Source organism: Streptomyces sp. JNUCC 64, from assembly GCF_054484115.1.
Map to the genome: position 1 here is coordinate 1,621,324 of NZ_CM137015.1, position 22,508 is coordinate 1,643,831.

General features: G+C 71.7%; 15 protein-coding genes and 2 CRISPR repeat arrays. Of the genes, 3 read left to right on the forward strand and 12 right to left on the reverse strand.

The features are described 5' to 3' along the window. Positions 1–282 precede the first annotated feature (282 nt). Complete coding sequence (locus ACVWNX_RS06405) at positions 283–945, reverse strand: TetR/AcrR family transcriptional regulator (protein WP_454412902.1); 663 nt, start codon at positions 943–945, stop codon at positions 283–285. A 330-nt stretch (positions 946–1,275) separates the two neighbouring features. Between ACVWNX_RS06405 and ACVWNX_RS06410 the strand changes: the two genes are divergently transcribed. Both ACVWNX_RS06410 and ACVWNX_RS06415 read left to right on the forward strand, forming a co-directional pair. Further along, entirely contained in the window at positions 1,276–1,806 is a 531-nt protein-coding gene (locus tag ACVWNX_RS06410; protein ID WP_454412903.1) for an SgcJ/EcaC family oxidoreductase, read from the forward strand. 382 nt (positions 1,807–2,188) lie between these two features. Beyond that, entirely contained in the window at positions 2,189–3,718 is a 1,530-nt protein-coding gene (locus ACVWNX_RS06415; protein ID WP_454412904.1) for a helix-turn-helix domain-containing protein, read from the forward strand. A gap of 545 nt (positions 3,719–4,263) precedes the next feature. Next, positions 4,264–6,184: a CRISPR direct-repeat array (repeat unit 29 nt; unit sequence GTGCTTCCCGCGCGAGCGGGGGTGGACCG). A 122-nt stretch (positions 6,185–6,306) separates the two neighbouring features. Here the strand turns inward: ACVWNX_RS06415 and cas2e are convergent. From cas2e to ACVWNX_RS06470, 11 genes are all read right to left on the reverse strand, one after another. Then, a complete protein-coding gene (gene cas2e, locus ACVWNX_RS06420) occupies positions 6,307–6,621 on the reverse strand; it encodes a type I-E CRISPR-associated endoribonuclease Cas2e (protein ID WP_454412905.1) in 315 nt (104 codons plus the stop codon). Positions 6,622–6,682: 61 nt separating this feature from the next. After that, positions 6,683–7,603, reverse strand: a complete 921-nt coding sequence (gene cas1e, locus ACVWNX_RS06425; RefSeq protein WP_454412906.1) for a type I-E CRISPR-associated endonuclease Cas1e — start codon at positions 7,601–7,603, stop codon at positions 6,683–6,685. 89 nt (positions 7,604–7,692) lie between these two features. Continuing rightward, positions 7,693–8,391: a type I-E CRISPR-associated protein Cas6/Cse3/CasE gene (gene cas6e / locus ACVWNX_RS06430; RefSeq protein ID WP_454412907.1), complete on the reverse strand. Its 699-nt coding sequence runs from the start codon at positions 8,389–8,391 to the stop codon at positions 7,693–7,695. Next, the gene (gene cas5e, locus ACVWNX_RS06435) at positions 8,388–9,314 is read right to left on the reverse strand and encodes a type I-E CRISPR-associated protein Cas5/CasD (protein ID WP_454412908.1); all 927 of its coding nucleotides are present in this window, start codon (positions 9,312–9,314) and stop codon (positions 8,388–8,390) included. The genes cas6e and cas5e overlap by 4 nt, the downstream gene beginning before the upstream one ends. After that, entirely contained in the window at positions 9,311–10,459 is a 1,149-nt protein-coding gene (cas7e, locus tag ACVWNX_RS06440; protein WP_454412909.1) for a type I-E CRISPR-associated protein Cas7/Cse4/CasC, read from the reverse strand. The genes cas5e and cas7e overlap by 4 nt, the downstream gene beginning before the upstream one ends. Before the next feature lie 101 nt (positions 10,460–10,560). After that, entirely contained in the window at positions 10,561–11,292 is a 732-nt protein-coding gene (gene casB, locus ACVWNX_RS06445; RefSeq protein WP_454412910.1) for a type I-E CRISPR-associated protein Cse2/CasB, read from the reverse strand. 135 nt (positions 11,293–11,427) lie between these two features. After that, entirely contained in the window at positions 11,428–13,086 is a 1,659-nt protein-coding gene (gene casA / locus ACVWNX_RS06450; protein WP_454412911.1) for a type I-E CRISPR-associated protein Cse1/CasA, read from the reverse strand. Between the two features lie 544 nt (positions 13,087–13,630). Further along, a complete protein-coding gene (locus tag ACVWNX_RS06455) occupies positions 13,631–16,588 on the reverse strand; it encodes a CRISPR-associated endonuclease Cas3'' (RefSeq protein ID WP_454412912.1) in 2,958 nt (985 codons plus the stop codon). A gap of 144 nt (positions 16,589–16,732) precedes the next feature. Next, positions 16,733–17,577: a CRISPR direct-repeat array (repeat unit 29 nt; unit sequence GTGCTTCCCACGCGGGTGGGGGTGAACCG). A 231-nt stretch (positions 17,578–17,808) separates the two neighbouring features. Further along, positions 17,809–18,447, reverse strand: coding sequence for a hypothetical protein (locus tag ACVWNX_RS06460; RefSeq protein ID WP_454412913.1), 639 nt, complete (start codon positions 18,445–18,447; stop codon positions 17,809–17,811). Beyond that, complete coding sequence (locus tag ACVWNX_RS06465; RefSeq protein WP_454412914.1) at positions 18,417–19,700, reverse strand: DUF7224 domain-containing protein; 1,284 nt, start codon at positions 19,698–19,700, stop codon at positions 18,417–18,419. Before ACVWNX_RS06465 ends, ACVWNX_RS06460 begins: the two co-directional genes overlap by 31 nt. Further along, positions 19,697–20,494: an ATP-binding cassette domain-containing protein gene (locus ACVWNX_RS06470; RefSeq protein ID WP_454412915.1), complete on the reverse strand. Its 798-nt coding sequence runs from the start codon at positions 20,492–20,494 to the stop codon at positions 19,697–19,699. The genes ACVWNX_RS06465 and ACVWNX_RS06470 overlap by 4 nt, the downstream gene beginning before the upstream one ends. 995 nt (positions 20,495–21,489) lie before the next feature. Here ACVWNX_RS06470 and ACVWNX_RS06475 point away from each other — a divergent pair. Then, positions 21,490–22,443, forward strand: a complete 954-nt coding sequence (locus ACVWNX_RS06475) for an ABC transporter substrate-binding protein (protein ID WP_454412916.1) — start codon at positions 21,490–21,492, stop codon at positions 22,441–22,443. Positions 22,444–22,508: the final 65 nt, after the last annotated feature.

Below are 22,508 nucleotides of genomic sequence, written 5' to 3' on the forward strand. Positions count from 1 at the left end.
GGGCGGGGCGATCGGACGGGACGCCCCGCGCCGCACCGCGTCCGGAGGTGACACCGTCTCACCGTCCGGCGGTTGCGGCGTCGTCCGACCGCCCCGGCGTCCCGCGCTCCGCGAGGCCGCCCGTCGAAGGGGTCCCGTGCTCCGGGAGTCCCGTGCGCTGCCGGTCCCGTACCCCACGGGGTCCCGTCCCGCGCGGGTCTCGTCCCGCATGGGTTCCGTCCCTCATCGGTCTCGTCGCGGCGCCGCCCGGCGGAGGTACGGAGGCGCCGGGAGCGCGTCCGGTCAGTCGCGGGCCCAGCGGTCCGTGAAGAGGCGGCCGGACGGCGGTTCACCGGGGAGCGGGGTCGCGCCGGGGGCGCGCAGTCCGTCCAGGACGAGGGCGATGATCCGCCGCCGGGCCCGGCGCGCCTCGGGGAGCAGGGCGTCGCGGCCCTGGGTGCGGAGCTGGTCGAGGACCGGTGAGGTGCCGAGTTGCTCGATGAGGAGCGCGAGGTCCACGGGGGTGACGTCCGGACGCAGGACGCCCGCGACGCGCGCACGGTCCACCAGCTCGGCGAAGAGACGGTCGGAGCGCTCGTTGGCCTCCCGCATCCGTTCGGTGACCTCGATGGTTCCGGCGACCGGCCCCAGCGAGCCCTGGCCGAACTCGACGCAGGCCGTGATGAATCCGGCCAGCCCCGACCAGGGATCGGGGTCCGCCAGCCCCTGTTCGGCGGCTTCCGTCCACTGGTCCAGGGACAGTTCGCTGAGCCGTTGGAACAGTTGCTCCTTGGTGCGGTAGCGGCGGTAGAGGCTGCCGATGCCGACGCCCGCCCGCGCGGCGATCGCGGCGACCGAGGCGTGGGCGCCCTCGGCGGCGAGGACCTCGCGCGCGGCCTGGAGCAGGGCGCGGTCGTTGCGCTCGGCCTCCGCCTGGCGGGGGCCTCGTCGTTCGGGTGACGTCATACGGCCGCATGGTAATCGGCGGGCCGCGCCGGGGACCGGCGCGGCGGGCTCCCGGGGGCGTACCAGGCGCCCGACGGGTTCTCCGGGACCGCACCCCGGGGCCGTTCGCGAGGACACGGACCGGCGTTCCCGGTGAGGTGCCTACGTCTCCAACCCACCTCGCCACGGCCGCCGTTCCGCGTCCCCGCGCGGGCGGGAATCCGCCACCCTCCACCCCTTGCGGAGTGATTCACTCCGCACTTACGCTGGATTCAATCGGAGCGAATCGCTCCGCAGAGTGACCCGCGACGTCCGCACGCACGCGGCCGGCACACACCGAGGAGCGGACCCATGACCGCCGACAGGACGACCCCCCGGCACCCGGCACCCGAGGCCGGCACCGACACGACACACGGAGGAAGGGACGAAGCGACGGAGACGGAGGAGAGGACAGCCGCGAGGGAGGCGGAGGCCGAACGGGCCGCCGACACCGCCGCCATCCGGCAGGTGATCGCCGACGCCAGCGCGCACCAGAGCGACCCCGGGCGCTTCCTCCCGCTGCACACCCCGGACGCCTCGGTCGTGAACTTCGGCGGACGGCGGGTGCTCGGCCGGGACGCCCTCGAAGAGGCCATGGGCGCGGCGCTCGCCTCGCCACTGGCGAAGGTCCTGACGACGGTGGAGGTACTGGACATCCGGTTCGTCCGGCCCGACGTGGCGATCGCGGTGAGCGTCAAGCACGTCTCGGACGAGCGGGACGAGGACGAGGGCGGACCCCTGCCCGGAACATCCGGTTCCCTCACCTATGTCATGGAGAAGAGTGATAAGCCCGGCATCGGATGGAGGATCAGCCACGCGCAGACGACGCCGATCCTGGGCTGACCACCCGCCCGACGCCACCACCCTCCCCCACTCCGCTCCACCCCTATCCGCCTCGTCCGCCCACGGCCGCCACCCCGCCCGGCACCTCGTTCACCCCACCCGCCCCCGCCGCCCCGGACGGCCCGGGCCCGGTTGCCGGGAGGGGGTCGACGGCCCAACAATCGGAGCCGGGCTCCGCGTCCGGCGCGGAGCCCGGCTCCACCCCCGAGGCCGCCCGGGACGCCGGTCGGCCGAACCACCGGAGGCCGGGCGACGACTCGCCGGACACGGCCGAGGGGGCGGTCCGGCCGGGTGACACGGTCACCCGTCTCGCCCTCCCCCTCAACTCCAATGGCGCACCCTGAGGGTAAACTCATCTCATATCTGAGATAGCCTGCGGCACATGGCAGACGACTACCTCGTACGCATCGGCAAGCTCATCCGTGACGCCCGGCAGCATCGCGGCTGGACCCAGAGTCAGCTCGCCGAGGCGCTCGGCACAAGCCAGAGCGCCGTCAATCGTATTGAGCGCGGAAACCAGAACATCAGCCTTGAGATGATCGCGCGCATCGGCGAGGCGCTCGACAGCGAGATCGTGTCCCTCGGGTACGCGGGCCCCATGCATCTGCGCGTGGTCGGCGGGCGCCGCCTGTCCGGCTCCATCGACGTCAAGACGAGCAAGAACGCCTGTGTCGCCCTGCTGTGCGCCACCCTCCTCAACAAGGGCCGCACCGTACTGCGCCGGGTCGCCCGGATCGAGGAGGTCTTCCGTCTGCTGGAGGTCCTCAACTCCATCGGCGTGCGCACCCGCTGGATCAACGACGGCGTGGACCTGGAGATCGTCCCGCCCGCGCAGCTCGACATGGCCGCCATCGACGCGGACGCGGCCCGCCGCACCCGGTCCATCATCATGTTCCTCGGCCCGCTGCTGCACCGCATGGACCACTTCAAGCTGCCCTACGCGGGCGGCTGCGACCTCGGCACCCGCACCATCGAGCCGCACATGATCGCCCTGCGGCGGTTCGGACTGGACATCACCGCGACGGAGGGCCTCTACCACGCCGAGGTGGAGAGCACCGTCAACCTCGACCGGCCCATCGTGCTGACCGAGCGCGGCGACACCGTCACCGAGAACGCGCTGCTCGCCGCCGCCCGGCACGACGGCACGACCGTGATCCGCAACGCGTCGTCCAACTACATGGTCCAGGACCTGTGCTTCTTCCTGGAGGCGCTGGGCGTCCGGGTCGACGGCATCGGCACCACCACCCTGACCGTGCACGGCGTCCCCACCATCGACGTGGACGTCGACTACTCGCCCTCCGAGGACCCGGTCGAGGCGATGAGCCTGCTGGCCGCCGCCGTGGTCACCGAGTCCGAGCTGACGATCCGCCGGGTGCCCATCGAGTTCCTGGAGATCGAACTCGCCGTCCTGGAGGAGATGGGCCTCGACCACGACCGCTCCGCCGAGTACGTGGCCGACAACGCCCGCACCCGGCTGGTCGACCTCACCGTGCGCCCCTCCAAACTGGAGGCGCCGATCGACAAGATCCACCCCATGCCCTTCCCGGGCCTGAACATCGACAACGTCCCGTTCTTCGCGGCCATCACGGCGACCGCGCAGGGCAAGACCCTCATCCACGACTGGGTCTACGACAACCGGGCGATCTACCTCACCGACCTCAACCGCCTCGGCGGACGCCTCCAGCTCCTCGACCCCCACCGGGTCCTGGTCGAGGGCCCGACCCGCTGGCGCGCCGCCGAGATGATGTGCCCGCCCGCGCTACGCCCGGCGGTGGTCGTGCTCCTGGCGATGATGGCCGCGGAGGGCACGTCCGTCCTGCGGAACGTGTACGTCATCAACCGGGGGTACGAGGAGCTGGCGGAACGACTGAACTCGGTGGGGGCGCAGATCGAGACGTTCCGGGACATCTGACGCGCGGACGCGCCGTACGGGTGCGTCGCCGTACCCCCGTCCGTACCCTCGCCCCGGCGGACCGGGCGGGGGTACGGCGGCAACCGCGCGGCTCAGCCGTGGTTCTGGGTCGGGCGTAGCGACTGGCCCTCCGGTGCGCCCGGAAGGGTTGACGACCGTCACGGCACGCGACCACCCTCCGGGGGTCTCCTCGGGAGCGGGACGCGCACCTCCCCGGTACGCGTCCCGCTCCTGAGGAGACCCCGACCACGCCGCCCCTCAGCACACCGCCGCTCACCAAATCGTGTCCGCGGCAAGGACACGAGCAACTCATACGTGCTGGTCCTGACCACAGCTCAACTGGGGCTCCTGAGGCTGTCCGGACCGGATGCCTGTCCGCAGCACTCCACGACCCGGAGGCGGGCGATGAGCTCCACCCAGCCCTCCCGTGCGCCTACGACCACTGCGGTCATGCTTGCCATCGCACTCTGACATTATGAACTCCTATGAGCGGACGGCATGGTCAACAGATGGCAAAGCCCTTCTGAAACCGCAGGTCAAAAAGGGTGCTTCCCGCGCGAGCGGGGGTGGACCGTGGGCGATGCGGGTCACCGAGACCACGGAATCGTGCTTCCCGCGCGAGCGGGGGTGGACCGTCCAGCGACAGGCCCAGCGGCAGGTCCACCGGGTGCTTCCCGCGCGAGCGGGGGTGGACCGTTCGGGACCACCGCCCGGCGCGCGGTCCTGTCGTGCTTCCCGCGCGAGCGGGGGTGGACCGCCCTTGCCGGTGAGTCCGCCGCCGACGCCTGCGTGCTTCCCGCGCGAGCGGGGGTGGACCGGCGTTCGGCGACATCGACGGCGTCATCAGCAAGTGCTTCCCGCGCGAGCGGGGGTGGACCGGCGGCTCTCCAGGACTTGCGGTTCATAGTGCGGTGCTTCCCGCGCGAGCGGGGGTGGACCGCCGGTTTGGCCGCTGTCCGGGCCTGCTTCTGCGTGCTTCCCGCGCGAGCGGGGGTGGACCGGTCCCCCCGGAGGGCGCGGGGCTGCTCGAGGGGTGCTTCCCGCGCGAGCGGGGGTGGACCGACGAGGTGGTTCTCGGGGAGCGGTTCGCTGCGGTGCTTCCCGCGCGAGCGGGGGTGGACCGTACCCGAACCGGCCGCTGTTGCCCCGCAGGTCGTGCTTCCCGCGCGAGCGGGGGTGGACCGCTGGGGACGTATCTGTCCGCCAACCGGGAGGTGTGCTTCCCGCGCGAGCGGGGGTGGACCGTCGACGAGGTCGTGGCTCTCGAGGTGCTCGCGGTGCTTCCCGCGCGAGCGGGGGTGGACCGGCGGTCCGGGCGGGGGCCGGGTGAGGGGCGGTGTGCTTCCCGCGCGAGCGGGGGTGGACCGTCGCGGGCCTTGCCCTTGGCGACGGACCAGTTGTGCTTCCCGCGCGAGCGGGGGTGGACCGTCGCGGGCCTTGCCCTTGGCGACGGACCAGTTGTGCTTCCCGCGCGAGCGGGGGTGGACCGACGCCGTACTGGTGGGCGATCTCGTCCATCGCGTGCTTCCCGCGCGAGCGGGGGTGGACCGGTGGTGCTGAAGGTTGGACGCGTTCAGGGGGTGTGCTTCCCGCGCGAGCGGGGGTGGACCGGCACGGCTGCGGATAGAGCACTGGAGCCTGGTGTGCTTCCCGCGCGAGCGGGGGTGGACCGGTCCCCCCGGAGGGCGCGGGGCTGCTCGAGGGGTGCTTCCCGCGCGAGCGGGGGTGGACCGCACGAACGGCACGGCGCCTTCAAGATGCGTCTGTGCTTCCCGCGCGAGCGGGGGTGGACCGCGGCGTCAGGCCCCGCCCGCCGCCGCGTGTTCGTGCTTCCCGCGCGAGCGGGGGTGGACCGCCCGCGCCCCGCTTCCCCGGCCGCCAGAACTTGTGCTTCCCGCGCGAGCGGGGGTGGACCGCTCGCAGGCCACTCAGACGGGTGAACCGCTGGGTGCTTCCCGCGCGAGCGGGGGTGGACCGCACGACCACGGGGTCGTCGGCGTCGGTCATCCGTGCTTCCCGCGCGAGCGGGGGTGGACCGACCACGGCGAGCGTGCCGCCCGCAGCGAGCCAGTGCTTCCCGCGCGAGCGGGGGTGGACCGGTCGAGACGCTCCCCGACGGGAGCGTCAGCGTGTGCTTCCCGCGCGAGCGGGGGTGGACCGCCGTCAAGGCCCTCACCGTCGCCTTCGGTACGGTGCTTCCCGCGCGAGCGGGGGTGGACCGACGCTCCGCGATGGTCGGCGAGAAGGGCTTCTGTGCTTCCCGCGCGAGCGGGGGTGGACCGCCCCACCGTGGCTCCGCTCGGGATTGCAGTCCGTGCTTCCCGCGCGAGCGGGGGTGGACCAGAGGGCATCCCCGTCGCTGGGGATGCCCTCTTCGTGCTTCCCGCGCGAGCGGGGGTGGACCGTCGTATAGGTCTGGAGGGGGTCGCGGTGTTCTGTGCTTCCCGCGTGAGCGGGGGCGAACCGTATCGGTACCTCCCCCGCCCGCCCAAGACGCTTGCGGTGCGCGGTTGAACGTTCGTCCGGGCACCGGATCCGAGACGGGGCCGAGGCGTCGGCGTGCGCGGTGGGTTGGTGGTCGTGTGGGGTTATCGAGGGTCTGGGGTGTCGTCGTGTTCTGGTGCTCTGAAGTCCATGAGTGTCAGTCCGTCGAAGTCCACGGGGATCCGCCGCCGGTCTCCCGCGGTGTGCAGTTCGAATCCCTGTTCGTTGGCCGCCGGGTGGATCAAGGTGGCCGCTCCGGAGCCGATAGACGCGCTGATGATGGACCAGAGTTCACGGCGTACCCGGGCTGAGATCGTCCCGACGTAGAGCCCTGGGGTGGGTTCGATCATCCATCGGGTGAGGGCGCCGCGGACGTGGTCGGGTACGGCGGTCGCGGACAGGACGGTCATGGACGGCATGGTGGTCTCCCGGTTCCGTTCTGCTGAGCCTGCTGGCCGTCGGTGGTCAGGGGCCGGAGGGTCAGTCCCCGTTGGGCGCGTAGTTGGTGCCCGCGGGTACGGAACCCGTCTCGGGGTCCCACAGGTTGACCAGTTCCACTTCCTGACCCTCCTCCAGAGGCTCGGACTCCTCGGGAGCGAGGAGCGTCTGGACGTCGTTCACGATGCGGGGCAGGAGTCTGAAGAGGTGGAGGTCCCGGCGGAAGTCGCGGCGCGCGTCGCGTTCGGGATCGGTGGAGTCGTGGAGGGAGAAGGCCAGGGGGACGGTCAGCTCGGCCTTGTAGAGGTCGGCGATGTCGTAGACGAAGGCGTGTTGCTTGCCTTGGTGGACGAATCCGAGCGCGGGTGAGCATCCGAGGGCCACGAGGGCGGAGTGGACGATTCCGTAGAGGCAGGTGTTGGCGGAGGAGAGGGCCAGGTTGACGGGGTCCTGCTGATCCCAGGCGTCGGGGTCGTAGGAGCGGCGGAACCGTCCGATTCCGTGTCGCTGGGCGAGGAGTTTGTAGAGGGCTTTCATCCGTTGGCCTTCCAGGCCCCGGAGCGTGTTCAGGGGTGTCCCGGGAGAGACCTTCCCGGTGAAGCGCATGAGGTACATCCGCCGGGCGACTTCGAGGCGGCTGTCCGGGTCCGCCCACCGGCCCACCTGGCGTTCGAGCCAGCGGGTGGTCAGGGAGTCGGGCGTGGTGGCGGAGTAGCAGCGGACGCCTCCCGAACCGGTGCAGACCACAGTGGTGCCGTGGCGGGCGAAGGTGGTGAGGGCGGGCTGGGTGATGGAGGTTCCGGGACCGAGGAGGAGGCAGGAGACGAGGGAGGTCGGGAGGTAGACGCGGGAGACGTCGCCGTCGGCCGAGGTGGTTTCCGCGCAGACACCGGTGTCGTCCTGGACGATCCGGACGACGTCGGCGTAGAGGAAGGACAGGGAGTCGCCGATGCGCGGGAGCATGGCGAGCGTCGGCGTGGCGATCCTGCGCCTGGCAGTGGACGGGGACGGCCGCGGGCCGGTCGGAGTGGTGGTGCCGGACGGCATCGCGGTCACCTCCCGGTACCGGCAGGGGCGAGGCTCAGCAGCCCGCAGCCGTAGGACTTGCTGCGGCCGACGCCCTGGAACAGCGCGGTGCGCAGCGCCTCGGGGTCGCGGACGGTGGCCGTTCCCTCGAAGAGGACGGCGGCACGGTTGATACGGATGGTCTTGTCCCGGCGCGTGCTGATGGAAGCGGCGGTCTCGGAACGAGTGGTGTGGAGGGTGAGCCCGCAGGTGTGGGAGCGTTCGGCCCACCACTGGTCGGCTTCGGCGCCGTGCAGGGGGATCAGCTGTTTCCACTTTCCCGCGGTGCTGTTGGGGCCGCAGCGCCGTACGGCGTTGCCGAGTATGCGGTAGCGGACCGGGAGTCCGGGCCGGAGCGCCGTGAGCATGGGCCGCATGTCCCGGGTCAGGGTCTGGGCGGCGTAGCCGCCGGGGAGGCGGCTGGTGTCCGGGGGGACCTGGGTCTGGACGAGGACGACAGGTGCGGTGGGGGCGCCGGTGCTGCGGTGCGGGGCGTCCGGTTCGACGCGGAAGAGGACTCCGGCCCGGGCGCGGGGACTGTCTCCGAGCCCGTCCGGCACCAGGGTCATGACGCGGCGGTGGAGCGCGGCGGCGTCGCCGAGGTCGTAGTGGATCTGCCGGTGGGCCGGGTTGAGGACGAGCCGGGTGAGCCACGCGGTCGCCGTGGCCGGTTCGGTGGTGGTCATGGGGTGGTTCCTCCGGGACGCTCGTGGAGATGGCCAGTCAGCGCGTCGAGGTAGTCGGTTCCGTAACCTCCGCACAGCGCGGCGGGCAGGTCGCGGCTGGTGGCGTAGGCGGGACGGGTGTGGTGGACGCGGTTCCTGGAGGTGAGGCGTACGGGTTCGTCGTTGAGCGTGGTGACCGCCGTCCGGTGGGAGGCCGGGTGCGGTGCCTCGGCGAACGGTGTGTCCGCGGTGAAGCGCACGGTGACGGTGGTCTCTTCGGCGTGGCGGGAGGGGGCCGGGCGGGCGAGCGGGAGTGCCAGCAGTTCGGTGACGGGATCGGGGCTTTCGGCGCGGAGGACGAGGAGGGGAGCGGGCGGGCAGGACCGTCGGCCCAGGTACAGCGGCCAGTGCGGTGCGACCAGCGCCCGGGCGCAGTCGGTGAGCAGGGCCGGGGTGTCACTGTCCGGCGCGGTGACGGCGACGGTGAAGACGGCGTCGCTGAGGTAGTGCCGGTGGGTGAGCATGGTCGCGCCCTCGGCGGGGCGTCGGGCGCCCTTGGCCGTGGGCACCGTGCGGTGCTGGGGCAGTCCGCCGCCGATGGTGTGGAAGTCGATCAGCCGGGTTCCCGGACGGTCGACGCGGATGGTGAAACGCAGTCGGGTCAGTCGGGCGAAGCGGGAGCCCTCGGCCGTGGTCGCCTCGGCGCGCGGGATTCCGAGTGCGGAGGCGACCATGCCGATGAGACCCGATCGGGTGGGATGGGCGACGGTGTCGCGGTCGGCGGCGAAGTCGCTGTGCTCGCCCCAGGACTGCAGGGGCCCGCCGAGTTGGAGCAGGAAACCCGGATCCCGGCGGTCGGTCAGGGGCGGCGCGGCGACCCGGGCCACGGTGCTGGTCGCCTCGGTGGGGGCGACGGGCGGCTTCAGGGTGGTGGGCGGGGTCATGCCGTCGTGCCGTTCCGTGACCACGAGGCGGCGATGGCCTGGTCGATGAGCGCCGGGTAGGAGTCGATCCGTCGTCCGAGTCCGTCGCGCTTCTCGTCGTCGACCGTCGCGTGCCCGCCGTAGAGCAGACCGGTGTCACCGAGGAGTTTTCCGATCCGTTCCGCGTAGTCGGCGAGCGCCGTGCGGGAGACGGTTCCCCAGCCCGCTTCCCGGGCTCGCACGGGCTTCTCGAAAGCGGCGGCCAGGGACAGCGGACGGTCCGACCGGACGGCGAGGTGGACCAGGTCCGGGACGGTGTGCGGTGCGGTGGAGGTCTTCTTCGCGCCCGGCAGGGAGTGGACGAACGCGGACACGAAGGCCCGGGCCAGGGTGCGTGCCGTGTCCGGGTCGGCGATGTTGCCCGCGAGGGCGTCCAGGTCGAGCGTGGCGTAGCGGTAGAAGACGCCGCTGCTGAACTCGCCCGTGTTCATATGGGCGCTGCCCGCGTCGGTGGCCCACTCGTCCGCGTCGTCGACCGCGGTGAAGAAGTCCGCCTGGACGGAAGTCTCATGGGTGGTGAACGCGTGCGCGACCTGCACCGCGCCGTCCACACCGGCGCCGGGGATCTCCGCGAGCATCCGGCCGAAGAGTGCGATCGACCCGTTGCGCGAGCGCAGGACCTCGTGCACGGCCTCCTTCGGCAGGACGGCCTTCGCGGAGGCGGCCTTGTTCCCGAGTGCTTTCTCCAGCGCGGGACGGTGTGCCTCGGCGAGATCCGCCAGCGCCTCGACCGCGCTGTCGGGCAGGAAGAGCAGGGACGTGGTGGCCCGGTCGCCCTTCTCCAGCGCGAGCTTCGTCTCGGCGGACCGGATCACCTGTGCCCCGGCGAGTTCGGCGAGTTCCTGCGGCCAGCCCCGCCGTTCGGACGTCAGCGCGCTCGCGACCTGCTGGGGAAGCCTCCGGGTGCGGACGGCCTCCTCGCCCAGCACCTCCTCGACGGCCTGCCGGGTGGGACGCTTCCACGCCTGGCTGGAGACCCGGGTACGGCTGGTCCCTCCGAACGTCATGGTCTTCGGCGAGCCGAGGTCGTCCCGGTTGACGTTGCTGTACGGGAGGGTCTGGAGGATGTGGATGTCGAGGAAACGCGGCGTGCGGGGCAGGGTCATGGAAGAGGGCTTTCTCCGTGGCTGGTGCGGTACCGAGAAGTGGTCTTGGTCCGTGGGTGTGGAGGGTCGGGGCTCAGCCGGACGGCCGGAGCCGGCCGGGCCTATTGCGGACGGCTCTTACGGGCCTTCCAGGCGGCGCGTTCGCGGTTGATCGTGCGGTAGTGGTCCGTGAGCCAGCGCGTCGCGACCGCGTCGCGGCGCCAGCGCCATGCGAGGAGGTCCCTGAGGAGACACGCGTAGTCGACCGGGACGGTGGCCGGACCGATCTGGCGGAGCACTCCGGGAAGCATCCGGTGCAGACCGTCGAGGTCTTGACGGACCATGAGGTGGAGCCGGGCCTCAAGTCCGGTGACCCTGGCGGCTTCCGCACCGGGATCACGCGTCACGACGTCCGGGTTCCGGAGGGCCGCGGCCCTCGCCAGGGTCTCGCCGAGGCTCGTTCCGCCGGGGTGGAACAACCCGGGGGACGGCTGGGGCGGGCCGTCGGCCCCCTCCCGGTCGTCCGGATCGACCGGCGCCGTGGGCCGTCGGCCACCCTGGAGTTCGGTCCGGGGAAGGTCCGCGATCAGCGCCGCCACCGCGTAGTGCGCCCGCCGGGCCTCGCCACGCGCGGTGTCCGGGAGGATCCCGCCGCGCAGCAGGACGGCGTGCGTACGGGTCGGGACGTCGTTCACCGGTTTGCCCAGGGCGCGCCGCAGTGCCTGCTGGGACCCGGGGATCCGGCACTCGGCCGCCACCGCTTCGACGAAGGCGTCGTGTTCTTCCAGGGAGGAGTGCCGTTCCGCCGGGGAGACGTCCCCGGACGGAACCGGGCTGGTGATGGGTGTACTCAAGGCGTTTCCCGTCTTTCGTCGTGATGCGGCCGCCGATGCCGTGGGAAGGCCGTCGAAGGCCCCCGGGGCGGGCGCGAGGTGCCGGGCCTCTCCGTCCACGCGCACGGGTACCCGGCCGGGGCGGCGGTCCGTTCGCTACGGGGAAGGCGTCCCTTGGGCGGGGTCGTGGAGGAGACTCGTGAGGAGTCCTCGTGCGTTCTCCCGTGCCTTCGCCCCGCGCGGCGTCCCGGCGACGGGCAGTGTCACCTCGTCGTAGACGTCGATCGCGAGCCGCGCGAAGACGGGCCGCGCGTCCGAGAAGTCGCGCGCGTGGAAGGATTCCCAGAACCGGGCTTCCGCGGCGGGCCAGTACGTCGCGGCCGCGGTACGGGACCACGGCCCGCTCGCGCCTCGCTTCTTCTTGTCGGGCGAATCCCCGCCGAACGGGGTGGAGTACTCCCGCCAGGCGTTCCGCAGTGCCGCTTCCAGTCGCCAGGCCGCCTTCTCCGCCGCGTCCCGGCCGTCCCGCACACCCAGGGCGAGCCTGATGCCGTCCGGCTCGTCCGACTCTTCCAGGAGCGCGAGGAGGGGTGGGGTCGAGCCGCTGAAGTAGGTGCGGTCACGGGTCTGCCCGTCCTGGTCGAATCCGTACGCGAAGACCCGGAGGGAATCGAAGACCTCTGCCGGGATCACCGCACCGGCCAGTCCGTCGAGGATCGCGGGGCGGCGCCCGGCCCGGCCGTTCCCGTTTCCGACGCGTTCCTTCAGGACGAGGGCGTCCAGGTCACGCCAGAGCGAGCGCTCCGCCTCGGCGTCGCGGGCGCGGAGCGTTCCCTCTTTGGTCTCGTCCCAGATCAGATAGGGGTCCTTGTGGTCCGGGCGGTTCTCCCGGAAGGCCCAGGTGATGGTCGCGTCCACCACCGTCTCCCCGTCCGGGCCCGGGTGCAGCAGCACGGCGTGCTGGTACCGCTCGGTCAGCGCGGACAGCGGACCCACGGGACCGGCGGGTACGCCCATCGGGTCGGGGAGCTCGTCCCGCTCCCAGGGGCAGGCGTCCGGGCCCCGGCTGGAGTGCTGCGGCCAGGCTCCCGGGGTGGGGATCCCGAGCACCAGCGACTCGTACAGCGACCGCCCCACCGGGTGGTACGACATCGTCCGCCGCAGCGGACCCGACCGGGTGTTGCCGAACCGCTGGCCGTCCACCACACGCGGGGTGCACTGTCCCGAAGGGCCGTAGTACAGCTGGGCGATGAGGTGGAGAGCGGCCTCCGCCGACGGAAGCGCGACCTGTTCGCCATCGTGGAAATGGCCGAAGAACACTTGGTTGTTCCCAGCCGGACGGGCCATCACCAGCTTGTTGACCCCGGAACGGGACGGGCACTGTCCGGCGAGCCTCGGGTCCTGGAGGAAGGGTCGCTCGGGGCAGTGGAGGCGGAGGCGTTCCCGGTGGGCGCTCAGGTAGGAGTCCACCGCTGAGGGGTCGAAGCCCTGATCCGCGCGCCGCAGCGCGACGTAGCGCAGGTCCGACCAGTCATACGGCTCCTCGTCGGTGTCCTCGCTGTCCTCGTCGTCCCCGCTGTCGAGGTCGGCCGGATCCCGGTGGAGGCCGGTGATGCGGGCGGCCATGGCACATAGGACGCGCAGCAGTCCGGACGCCGCGGGCGGTAGCGCCACCGCCAGCCCCTCGATTCGGTGGGCCTCCGCGAAGAGTTCACGCAGACCGACCACGGACGATTCCCCGCGCAGCGTCCGGACGGGGATCCACGGGCGGGTGATCAGGCAGAACGGGTCACCGCCGGCTAAGGAAGCGGACACGGCAGAGGACACCTCGGGGGTGGAGGGGGCGGGATACGACGACGTCAGCGGCCGAAGCCGGATCGACTCATCAGGCTAGACGGAAGAGAAGATTCTCCTGCGGAATGGAGAAAATCGGAGATGCGGAGCACTAGACCATGGATTATGGAGAGTTGGTCGCTCTGCTCTCATCGTCCTGATGTCCCGTGACGACCTCCTCGACGGGGGAAGCAGGGTTCTCCACGTGAGTGGAGGTGGACCGGTTGAGGATTGGGCTGCCAGCGCAGACCGCTCCTGCTTCCCGTGTGAACGGGGGTTCTTACGAACAGCTAGACGGCGACTCTTGAAGTCGCAGCCAGGCTGGTCAGCAGTCGACTGTGCACCTCTCCTTCCTGTGGTGCTTCCTCCCAGCTGGCTGCTGGAAGGAAGCACCACAAAGTGGAGTCGGCAGGCAGGGCACTCCCCGTTGGTTACGGAGACCGCTTCTACCCGTCCGAAAAATGACCATAGAGGAAATCCCGAAGAGCCCGCATCCGTTGCATGGAGAAGGTTGAAGTTTGAGCTCCTAGCTTTCGCTTCTGTCCATGACGAGGCCAAGCGTGTGTGACATGGACAGCAACCGGTCACCCAGTTGCTGCCCTTGGGCGCCTGTGTGCGGCGCGGCCAGGATCTGGTGAGGCAACAGGACCAGCCGGGCGAGGCGCGGCTCCTCCGCCCAGGAGGCCGGAACCTCGTTCGCCGGTGTACGCGCCTTCATCCAGGGGCCGTACGCGCACGGCACCACGTACCCCAACAGTCCGCGTACCTCCTCGCGCGTGAACCGGCCGTCCCCGCGTCCGCCACGGACCGGCAACGGAACAGTGCACTGTTCATCGAGCCATCGGACCCCGTCACCCCGGTCGAACACCGGCAGCAGCCGCACCGTCTCCGCTCCCAGCCGGGTGGCGATCAGATCCTCGTCGGCGTCACTGGTCGTCAACGGGAACAGCCCGTCCGTGTCTTTGGCGGGCTTGGGCAGCATCACCATCGACGCCAGCCCCTCCGCCGCCAGCTCCGCACCCCTGCGCTCGATGTCGCGTCGCATCAGCGTCTCGGGGTCCCCGGAGTCGAACTCGTCGTCGTACACCCCGTCCACCAGCCGCTGAACCCCCTCGGGGACCTCCACGGGCACCCCGTCGTGGTGACGTTCCAGGAGTTCCAGGGTCCGTTGGAGCAGCGACGGGGAGTACACGTCCCCCCAGGCGGTCGGCGGGCGGAGTTCCCCGTCGTCGCCCACCGGAGCGAGGACGGCCAGTCGGGGCCCGGCACACCACTCCGGGCGGGGCGGAGCGGGCTCCGTGTGACGCCACACCCGACCGGCACGCTGCAGCAGCAACGCCATCGGGGCGAGGTCGGAGACGATCAGGTCGAAATCGAAGTCGAGTGACTGCTCGATGACCTGCGTGGACACCAGAACCGCGCCTCGGGGCCGCTCCACCCCTTCGCGGCCGAACCGTCCGAACCAGCTCTCCGCCTCCGCCGTGATCGCGGTTCTGCGGGCCCCCGGGAAACGCGCGTGCAGGAGCCTGAGCCGCACCGCGCTCGGGCCCTCGCCGGAGCCCGCCTCCCCCGTACCCGGGTCACGGTCGTCCCAGCCCGCCCACCCCGGCCCCAGCACGGTGTCGAAATGCTCGCGCAGCGCCTGGTAGGTCTTCTGCGCCTCGGCCACGGTCGTGCAGATCACCGCCGCGCAACCGCCTTGCTCCACCACTCCGCGCAGTTCGGCGGTCAGCGCCGCCAGCCGACCGTCCGCGACCGCCGCATCGTACGTATGGACCACCCGCCGCACCGCCACGTCCAAGCTCCGTGAGCGCACGCTCCCCACCGGTTCGGTCGGCCCGGTCACCCGCTCGGCATACGCGTACAGCCACCCCGGATACACGGCTGCGGGCAGCACGTACCTGCCCTTTCCGCGCCGTCCCGCACCCTCCAGATACGCCTCCACCAGACCCGTGGCAGTCCGCCCCGTCACCGTCGCCGACAGCAGCACCACCGGAACGCGCATCGCGCCCAGCCACGTCAGCAAGCGCAACAGCAGCGCATGGGTGAAGGCGTCGAACGCGTGGGCCTCGTCGATGACGACCGTCTTGCCCGACAGCCCCAGATGCCTCAGCGCGTTCCGCTTCACCGGCAGAACGCCCAGCAGCGCCTGGTCCACCGTCCCCACCGCGATCGGTGCCAAAAGGCCCCGCCCGCGCATCCGCAGCCACCGCGACGCCGTCACGGAAACCCCGCTCCGTCCGCCCTCGCCCTCATCGGACAGCACACGCGGCTCCACGCCGTCCGCGCCGCGCTCCCCGTCCGGCTCCGCGTACCCCTCGTACAGATCCGCCGCGCCGTGCAGCAGCGTCAACTGCGCCGGGTCCAGCAGGTTCCGGCGGGCGAAACGCGCCACCCGCTCGTACATCTGGTTCGCCGTCGCCTGCGTCGGCAGCGCGAAGAACAGGCCGCCGCTCCCGAACCTCGCTGCCGCGACCGTCGCCGCGTACAGCGCGGCCTCCGTCTTCCCCTCACCCGGTGGTGCGGTCACCAACAGGACACCCGGGCCGCTGCCAGCCCCCACCGCGGCGGGGAAGTCAGCTTCAAGGCTCGCCTGCAGCGGAAACGCGCTCCTGATCTCCGGGAACAGGGCCGTGAACGGTCCCTCCCGGAACACCGCCCGCCCGAGCCCCGCCGCGGACACCAACCCGGGCGCCATGGCACGTGCCCGCTCGGCGTGGGCCCGTAACGCCGCTGGCGTCCCGAGGCGCTCCGGACCGGGGCCGAGCACCCTCTGCTGTGCGATGACGACGTGCTCCTGGCTGGCGAGCCAATCGGACACGATCACCAGTCCCGCGACCACCACCGCCAGGGCGAGCGGCATCCCACGCCCCGGTCCGAGCCGCCCGGAGCCACCGAGGGGAACCTCCGGGAATTCCAGCACCTCTTGGAGTGCCCGCAGGTGCTCGCGCCGCTGAACGTCCCAACCGTCGCCGCCCAGTTCAGGACAGACGCTCAGCGGCTTCTTGAGCGCCTTCTCCTCGGCACCTCGCGGATACCGCCCATGATGGCCGCCCAACAGTTGCGCAACCTGCGAAACCAGCGACCGGCCCAGCGGCCCGGCGATCGGGTACCCCAGTTCGTCCAGCAGCTGGGGCAGCGCCTGGTTCGTCGCCACCTCATGCCGCAACCGAGCCTGACCCTCACCACCGGTGTACGTCGGCTCTTTGAGGAAGCCCCCGCATTCCGGCCTGTCCCGAACCAGCATCCTCTGGAATTGAGGAATGATCTTCCCCAAGTCGTGCAGGCCAGCCCAGAACATCACAATCCTCTTGGCCGCCTCCACCTCCACCCGCAATGCGGCGGCGATCTGGGCGCGCTGCGGCGCCGTGAGAACCTCCCCCCACACCGCCCCCGCGACCATCGCGGTATCCAGCAGATGTCCCATCAGGGGATACGGCTCCTCAAGCCCGTGAGACTTGCCCAGCAGCCGAGCGTCGATCACGCCGTACCCCCATCCCCGCGCACCGCCTCGGGTGCGCCGCCAGACCGGCTACTCCAGCACAGGGGTCTGACATCATGGACCGCGATGAGGAAGGGCGATGGCCAACAGATGGCAAAGCCCCTCTGAAGTCGCAGGTCAGGAAGGGTGCTTCCCACGCGGGTGGGGGTGAACCGAGACAACCCCCGCCCCACCCGCAGGAGCCCGAGTGCTTCCCACGCGGGTGGGGGTGAACCGTGGCCGGTGTGCCCGGAGGGGAGCTCCGCGAAGTGCTTCCCACGCGGGTGGGGGTGAACCGATCACGGTCATCCTGCCGCCGGGCGCCAGCGAGTGCTTCCCACGCGGGTGGGGGTGAACCGACCTCGCCGTCCTGCGGGTCCTGGCCGCCGTCGTGCTTCCCACGCGGGTGGGGGTGAACCGAACACCGCCTACCGGATGGACCAGGAAGTCGTGTGCTTCCCACGCGGGTGGGGGTGAACCGCCCCCGCCCGGAGCGGGGGAAGCGCCCCGCGCGTGCTTCCCACGCGGGTGGGGGTGAACCGCCGCCATCCTGCGAAGACGGGCGGCCATGTGAGTGCTTCCCACGCGGGTGGGGGTGAACCGTGGACGCGGGTGGGGGTGAACCGCCGCTGCCGTCCCGGGTCGGCTACACCGACATGTGCTTCCCACGCGGGTGGGGGTGAACCGGCGCCGACCCGGCGCTCGCCGGGGACTTGGTCGTGCTTCCCACGCGGGTGGGGGTGAACCGCCACCCCGGGGAGTGCGTGGCGACGCGGCGGCGTGCTTCCCACGCGGGTGGGGGTGAACCGTCGAACTCCATGGTGCTTTCTCCTTGTTGGGTGTGCTTCCCACGCGGGTGGGGGTGAACCGTGGACGGGGGCGGTGCCCTCGGCGCCGGAGCTGTGCTTCCCACGCGGGTGGGGGTGAACCGGCGGCCGAGGACGACGTCGCCACGCAGCGCGCGTGCTTCCCACGCGGGTGGGGGTGAACCGATCGCCGCACTGGCATCACGTCCGGAGGGATGGTGCTTCCCACTCGAGTAGGTAGACGGGCCATTTTGGTGCCCCACGGATGGGCGACATCGGCCGTTGTCGCGCCCCGATATCAGCCAGCACTTGCCCAAGGGGTGCCTTGGGCGTACAGGCGCCGTCGGCCCGGGTGGGGCACGTTCCGCTGGTGCTCGTCGCGGGCCTGGTGCCGTACTTCCGCAGAGACGTCCGGTGCTACGCCTCCGCGCGGTCGTCCGTTCGGGGCGGGGCGGGCGGCAGGAGGAAGGCGGTGAGCCATAGGAGGGCGGCGATCGTCAGGGGGCCCGGGGCGGAGGGGGCGTGGATCGACCACGCCCACCACTCCGGGGTGTTGTCCTGTGCCACGCCGAGCAGCAGGGTGGGGCCGAAGGTGCCCAGCGGCAGCAGCCAGGCCAGGCCGCTGCCGAAGAACCGTGCGCTGATCCCGGCCAGGCCCAGATAGCCGACCGCGTTGCGGACCGAGGCGGCGGCCACGTCGGCGGGCAGCCCGAAGAGGACCGGCAGCGCGGAGAGCGCGGCTGCCAGCAGGGTGAGCGCGAGCAGGTGCAGGCGTCGGAAGAGGGCCATGGGCTGGGCGGCGGTGTGCTCCAGGTCGGCCATGGGCGAGTGGAGCGTGCTGCCCAGGACGACGGCGTGGGCCACCGGCACGACCGCCGCCACCGGGATGCCGTAGTCGACCAGGTGGCGGAAGTCCGGGATCTCGACCCGGGTCCCGGCGAACACGGCGGTGGCCAGGGCGGTCACCAGCGCGACGGCGGCCGCGCGGGGCAGGTCGCGACCGCGGGCGAAGGCGAGGGCGGGGGTCACCGGGGCGGTGCGGGGACGGGCCGGCACACCGCGAGGGCATCGGCGGCGGCGGACAGCCAGCGGTCCTGGTCGGCGGTCGGCGCGGCGAGAACCCGCTCCAGGACCTTGGTGAACTTGTCCCCGTAGTACGGCGCGGGCGTCTTCGCGCGGGAGTTGACCACGGCCTCCACCAGGAAGGCGTCGGGATAGCCCCCGATCTCCGGGAGGACGTTCGGCGCGCACCCCGGCGGCCGTGGCGGGAGGGCGGCGCCCAGCATGGCCTCGGTCATCACGCCCGAGTCCAGGACCGGCCGGTACACCGGGAGTTCGACGCTGTCCGGGCCGGTCAGCCGTAGCCCGGTCTGGTGGAAGTCGCGGCGGAACCCCGGCAGCGGGCCGACCGCGCGGTCCACGGCCCGGGCCGCCTCACGTGCTTGGGGCAGCAGATGCCGGTCGTCCGGCCACAGACAGGCACGGACACGGCCCTCCGTCACGCACTCCGGCTCGGCGGGCTGGTCGGCTCGTACCGCCCAGAACGGTTCGGACACCGGAGCGCGGAAGGCCAGCAGCGTCCCGCCGGCCACCACCGCCAGCACGGCCGGTACGGCGACGAGCGGCCCCGGCGGGAGTGGCACGTGCCGCACCAGCGCGGGCAGCGCCAACAGGACGAGCGCCGCCGCGCCGCACCACAGGGTCGCGGTCAGCAGACGGCCCGTGTGCGGCTGGAACGTGGTGTCCCAGTGCTCGTCGATCGCCGGGAACAGCCGTGCCAGGGAGATGCCCGGGAGGAAGGCGAAGACGACGAACACCAAGTACCACAGCACCCCGATGGCCGGTGCGGTGATCCGGGACGGCAGCAAGGTGCCCGCGCAGACACCCGCCGCGATCTGGAGCCCGGTCATCGCGGCGCCCAGCACCAGCGGACTCCACACCGGCGCGGTGACCTCACTGACCGCCGCCGTGCGCTGGAAGGCGACGAGGGTCATCACCGCGTACACCAGCAGCGACCACGTCCAGGCGGCCGCCCGCGGCCAGCCGCCACGGGGTGTGGTGTCGGTCCAGGCGTCCGCCCGCGTCCGCCGGGCGCGACCCGCGGTCCACGCCGCGGCGGCGCTCATCAGCGAGCCCATCACGATGACCCCGAAGACCTGGACCTTGATGCTCGTCTGGTTCCACCAGCCGATCCAGTCGCTGGTCGCCGCGTCCGCGGAAAGCAGGTACCAGACACCGGCCACGCCCGACAGCAGCGCGACCTTCCCCGCCTCGCCGCGCCGCATTTCGGTGAGCAGCACACGCCTCATGCCGACACCCCGTCACGCTCCACCACGGCCAGGTAACCGGATTCCACCGCCGAGCCGTCCAGCGTCGTCCCGTCATGGCCTCCGGCCCTGGCGCACAGTTCGGCAGCCGTCCCCGTGAACCTCATCCGGCCCTCCAGCATGACGTGGATGCGGTCGCAGACCTGCGCCGCGTCCTCCGCGAGATGCGTGCTCATCACCACGGCGGAGCGCTCCCCCAGGGTCCGGATCAGGGTGCGGAATCCGATCCGTTGCACCGGGTCGAGGCCCACAGTGGGTTCGTCCAGCAGGACCAGGGCCGGGCGGTTGACCACCGCCTGGGCGATCCCCGCCCGGCGCAGCATTCCGCCGGACAGGGCGCCCATCCGCCGGTCCGCGTACCGCTCCAGCTCCACCAGGTCCAGCGCCTCGCGCACCCGCTCGGCCCGCACCGCGCGCGGCACCCGGCGCAGCCAGGCCGCGTACTCGGTGAACTCCCGCACGGTGTAGCGCGGGTAGTAGCCGAAGGACTGCGGCAGTACGCCGATGTGCTCGCGCACTCCGCGCACTCCGGCCCGTCCGTGGACGGGCGTGCCGAGCAGGGTCACCGCCCCCTCGTCCGGCTGCCGGGCCGTGCTCAGCAGCGAGAGCAGGGTGGTCTTGCCCGCGCCGTTGGGCCCGAGCAGGGCGGTGGTGCCGGGGTGGAACTCCGCGTGGACGCCGTCGAGGGCGACCACGGTCCGGTATCGGACCGTGGCCCCCTCGACGGTCGCGGTCGGCGAGCCGCCGGTTGCGGTGGTGTGACTCTCTGCGGACACGGTTTCCTGTCAGTTCGTCCGGTCTGCCGTCCGGTTCCCGGCCTGCCTTCCGGCCCGTCCGGTCCGGCGGCCGGTCCCGACCGGTTCTCGGCGGCCACGAAGCCGTTGGCGCGACCCGAGCCGGGCGCCAGCGTTGCCGCCCTCCGTGCAGCCGGACGTCGCGGGGGAGAAGGACAGACGGCAGCCGGAGCACCCGTCAGCGGCGGCGACGGGGGCAGACAGCGGCAGGGGCGTGACGAGGCCGACGGCCGCTACGTGCTTCTTGGCGAGGGACATGCGCATGACTTCTGGTCGGTCTTGGCCGGTGGGGCTCGATGAACATAAACGGAGATCACCAGGGCTCCAGTGAGGGGAGTCACAGACGCGACAGAATGGCCGGAAGCGCACCATGGGGCGACGCTCGCGTCCGCTCCCGCCAAGCGTGCTCCGCCGGGCCACCCGCCCTCGCCGCCCCATCACCCTTCCCCCATCGCCTTCCCCTTCGAGCGGCCCCGACCTCCGGACGGCCGATTCCGCAGCCCCTCGCCCAGGATCGGCGCGGGCGTCCCGGACACCGGCTCGCAGGTGGCGCACGGCAAGGCCCTCCGACGGCTTCGCCCCACTCCGCCCAGGGCCGGAAACCAGCCCGGCGTCAGCGTGCCGGGGAGGCGTTCCGTCGGTCAGTGGCTCACACCGGTCACCAGGGTCCGCACGGGGCCGGGGACGACGCCTTCCGCCGCGTCCTGGCGGAGGTCCGTGGTCCGGTCCCCGGGGCGGACCTCCCCGTGGTGCTCCGGGCGGCCTTCGGGCGGAATCCCGACGGCACCACCGTCACCGTGGACCCCACGCCCAGCCCGGTGCCGCCGTCCGGCCCCGTCCCGGGTCACCGATCACCCCCAGGACGGTAACGAGTTGGCGTGATGGCCGTCAGCACCCGACCAACCGTACTAAGGTGAGCTTTACCTTACTTAAGGATTGTCGGGTCAGTGACCCTGTCAGGAAAGGCGTTTCCACCCATGTCGACCACTCGCATCCACCGTGCGGCGGCCCTCGCCGCCGTGGCCGCGCTCGCCCTTTCCGGCTGCGGCTCCGACGAGGAGAAGTCCAAGAAGGAGTCCGGTGGCGAGAAGAAGCGCGCCGTGGCCACCGCCATGGGCGAGGTGAAGGTCCCCGCAGAGCCCAAGCGGGTGGTCGTCCTCGACACCGACGCCCTCGACTCCGCCGTGACCCTCGGGGTGACCCCCGTGGGCGCCGTCACCGCCGAGGGCGGTGCGCCGCTGTCCACGTACCTGCCCGAGGACAAGCTGAAGGGCGTCAAGAAGGTCGGGCTCATCTCCGAGCCCAACCTGGAGGCCATCGCGGGCCTCAAGCCCGACCTGATCATCAGCAGCAAGGCGCGCGACGAGAAGAACTACGACGAGCTGACGAAGATCGCCGCGACCGTCTTCACCGAGACCACCGGTCCCGACTGGCGCAAGAACTTCGACCTGCACGCCGACGTCCTCGGCAAGAAGGACGAGGCCGCCAAGGTCGTCGCCGACTACGAGAAGTCGATCACCGAGGTGACCGAGGCCCTCGGCGGCGCCGCCAAGGCCGCCGGGACGGAGGTCGGCTTCGTCCGCTTCCTGGAGGGCGCCGACACCCGCCTGTACATGAACGACACGTTCGTCGGCAGCATCCTGAAGGACCTCAAGGTCGGCCGTCCCGGCAACGTCGACAAGACCGGCTTCTCCCTCGACGTCAGCCCCGAGCGCATCAACGAGGCCGACTCGGACGTCATCTTCTACTCCACCTACGGCGACCCTGCGAAGGCCAAGGAGACCTCCATCACCGGCGGTCCGCTGTGGAAGAAGCTGGACGCGGTGAAGAAGGGCAAGACCTTCAAGGTCGACGACAACCTGTGGATGCTCGGCATCGGTTACACCGGCGCCGGTCAGATCCTCGACCAGATGAGCGAGCGTCTGTCGTAGCTTTCGTAGCGTCCGTGCCCGTCCGGCACGACGACGAGGGCCCGCCAGGGACGGTTTCCTGGCGG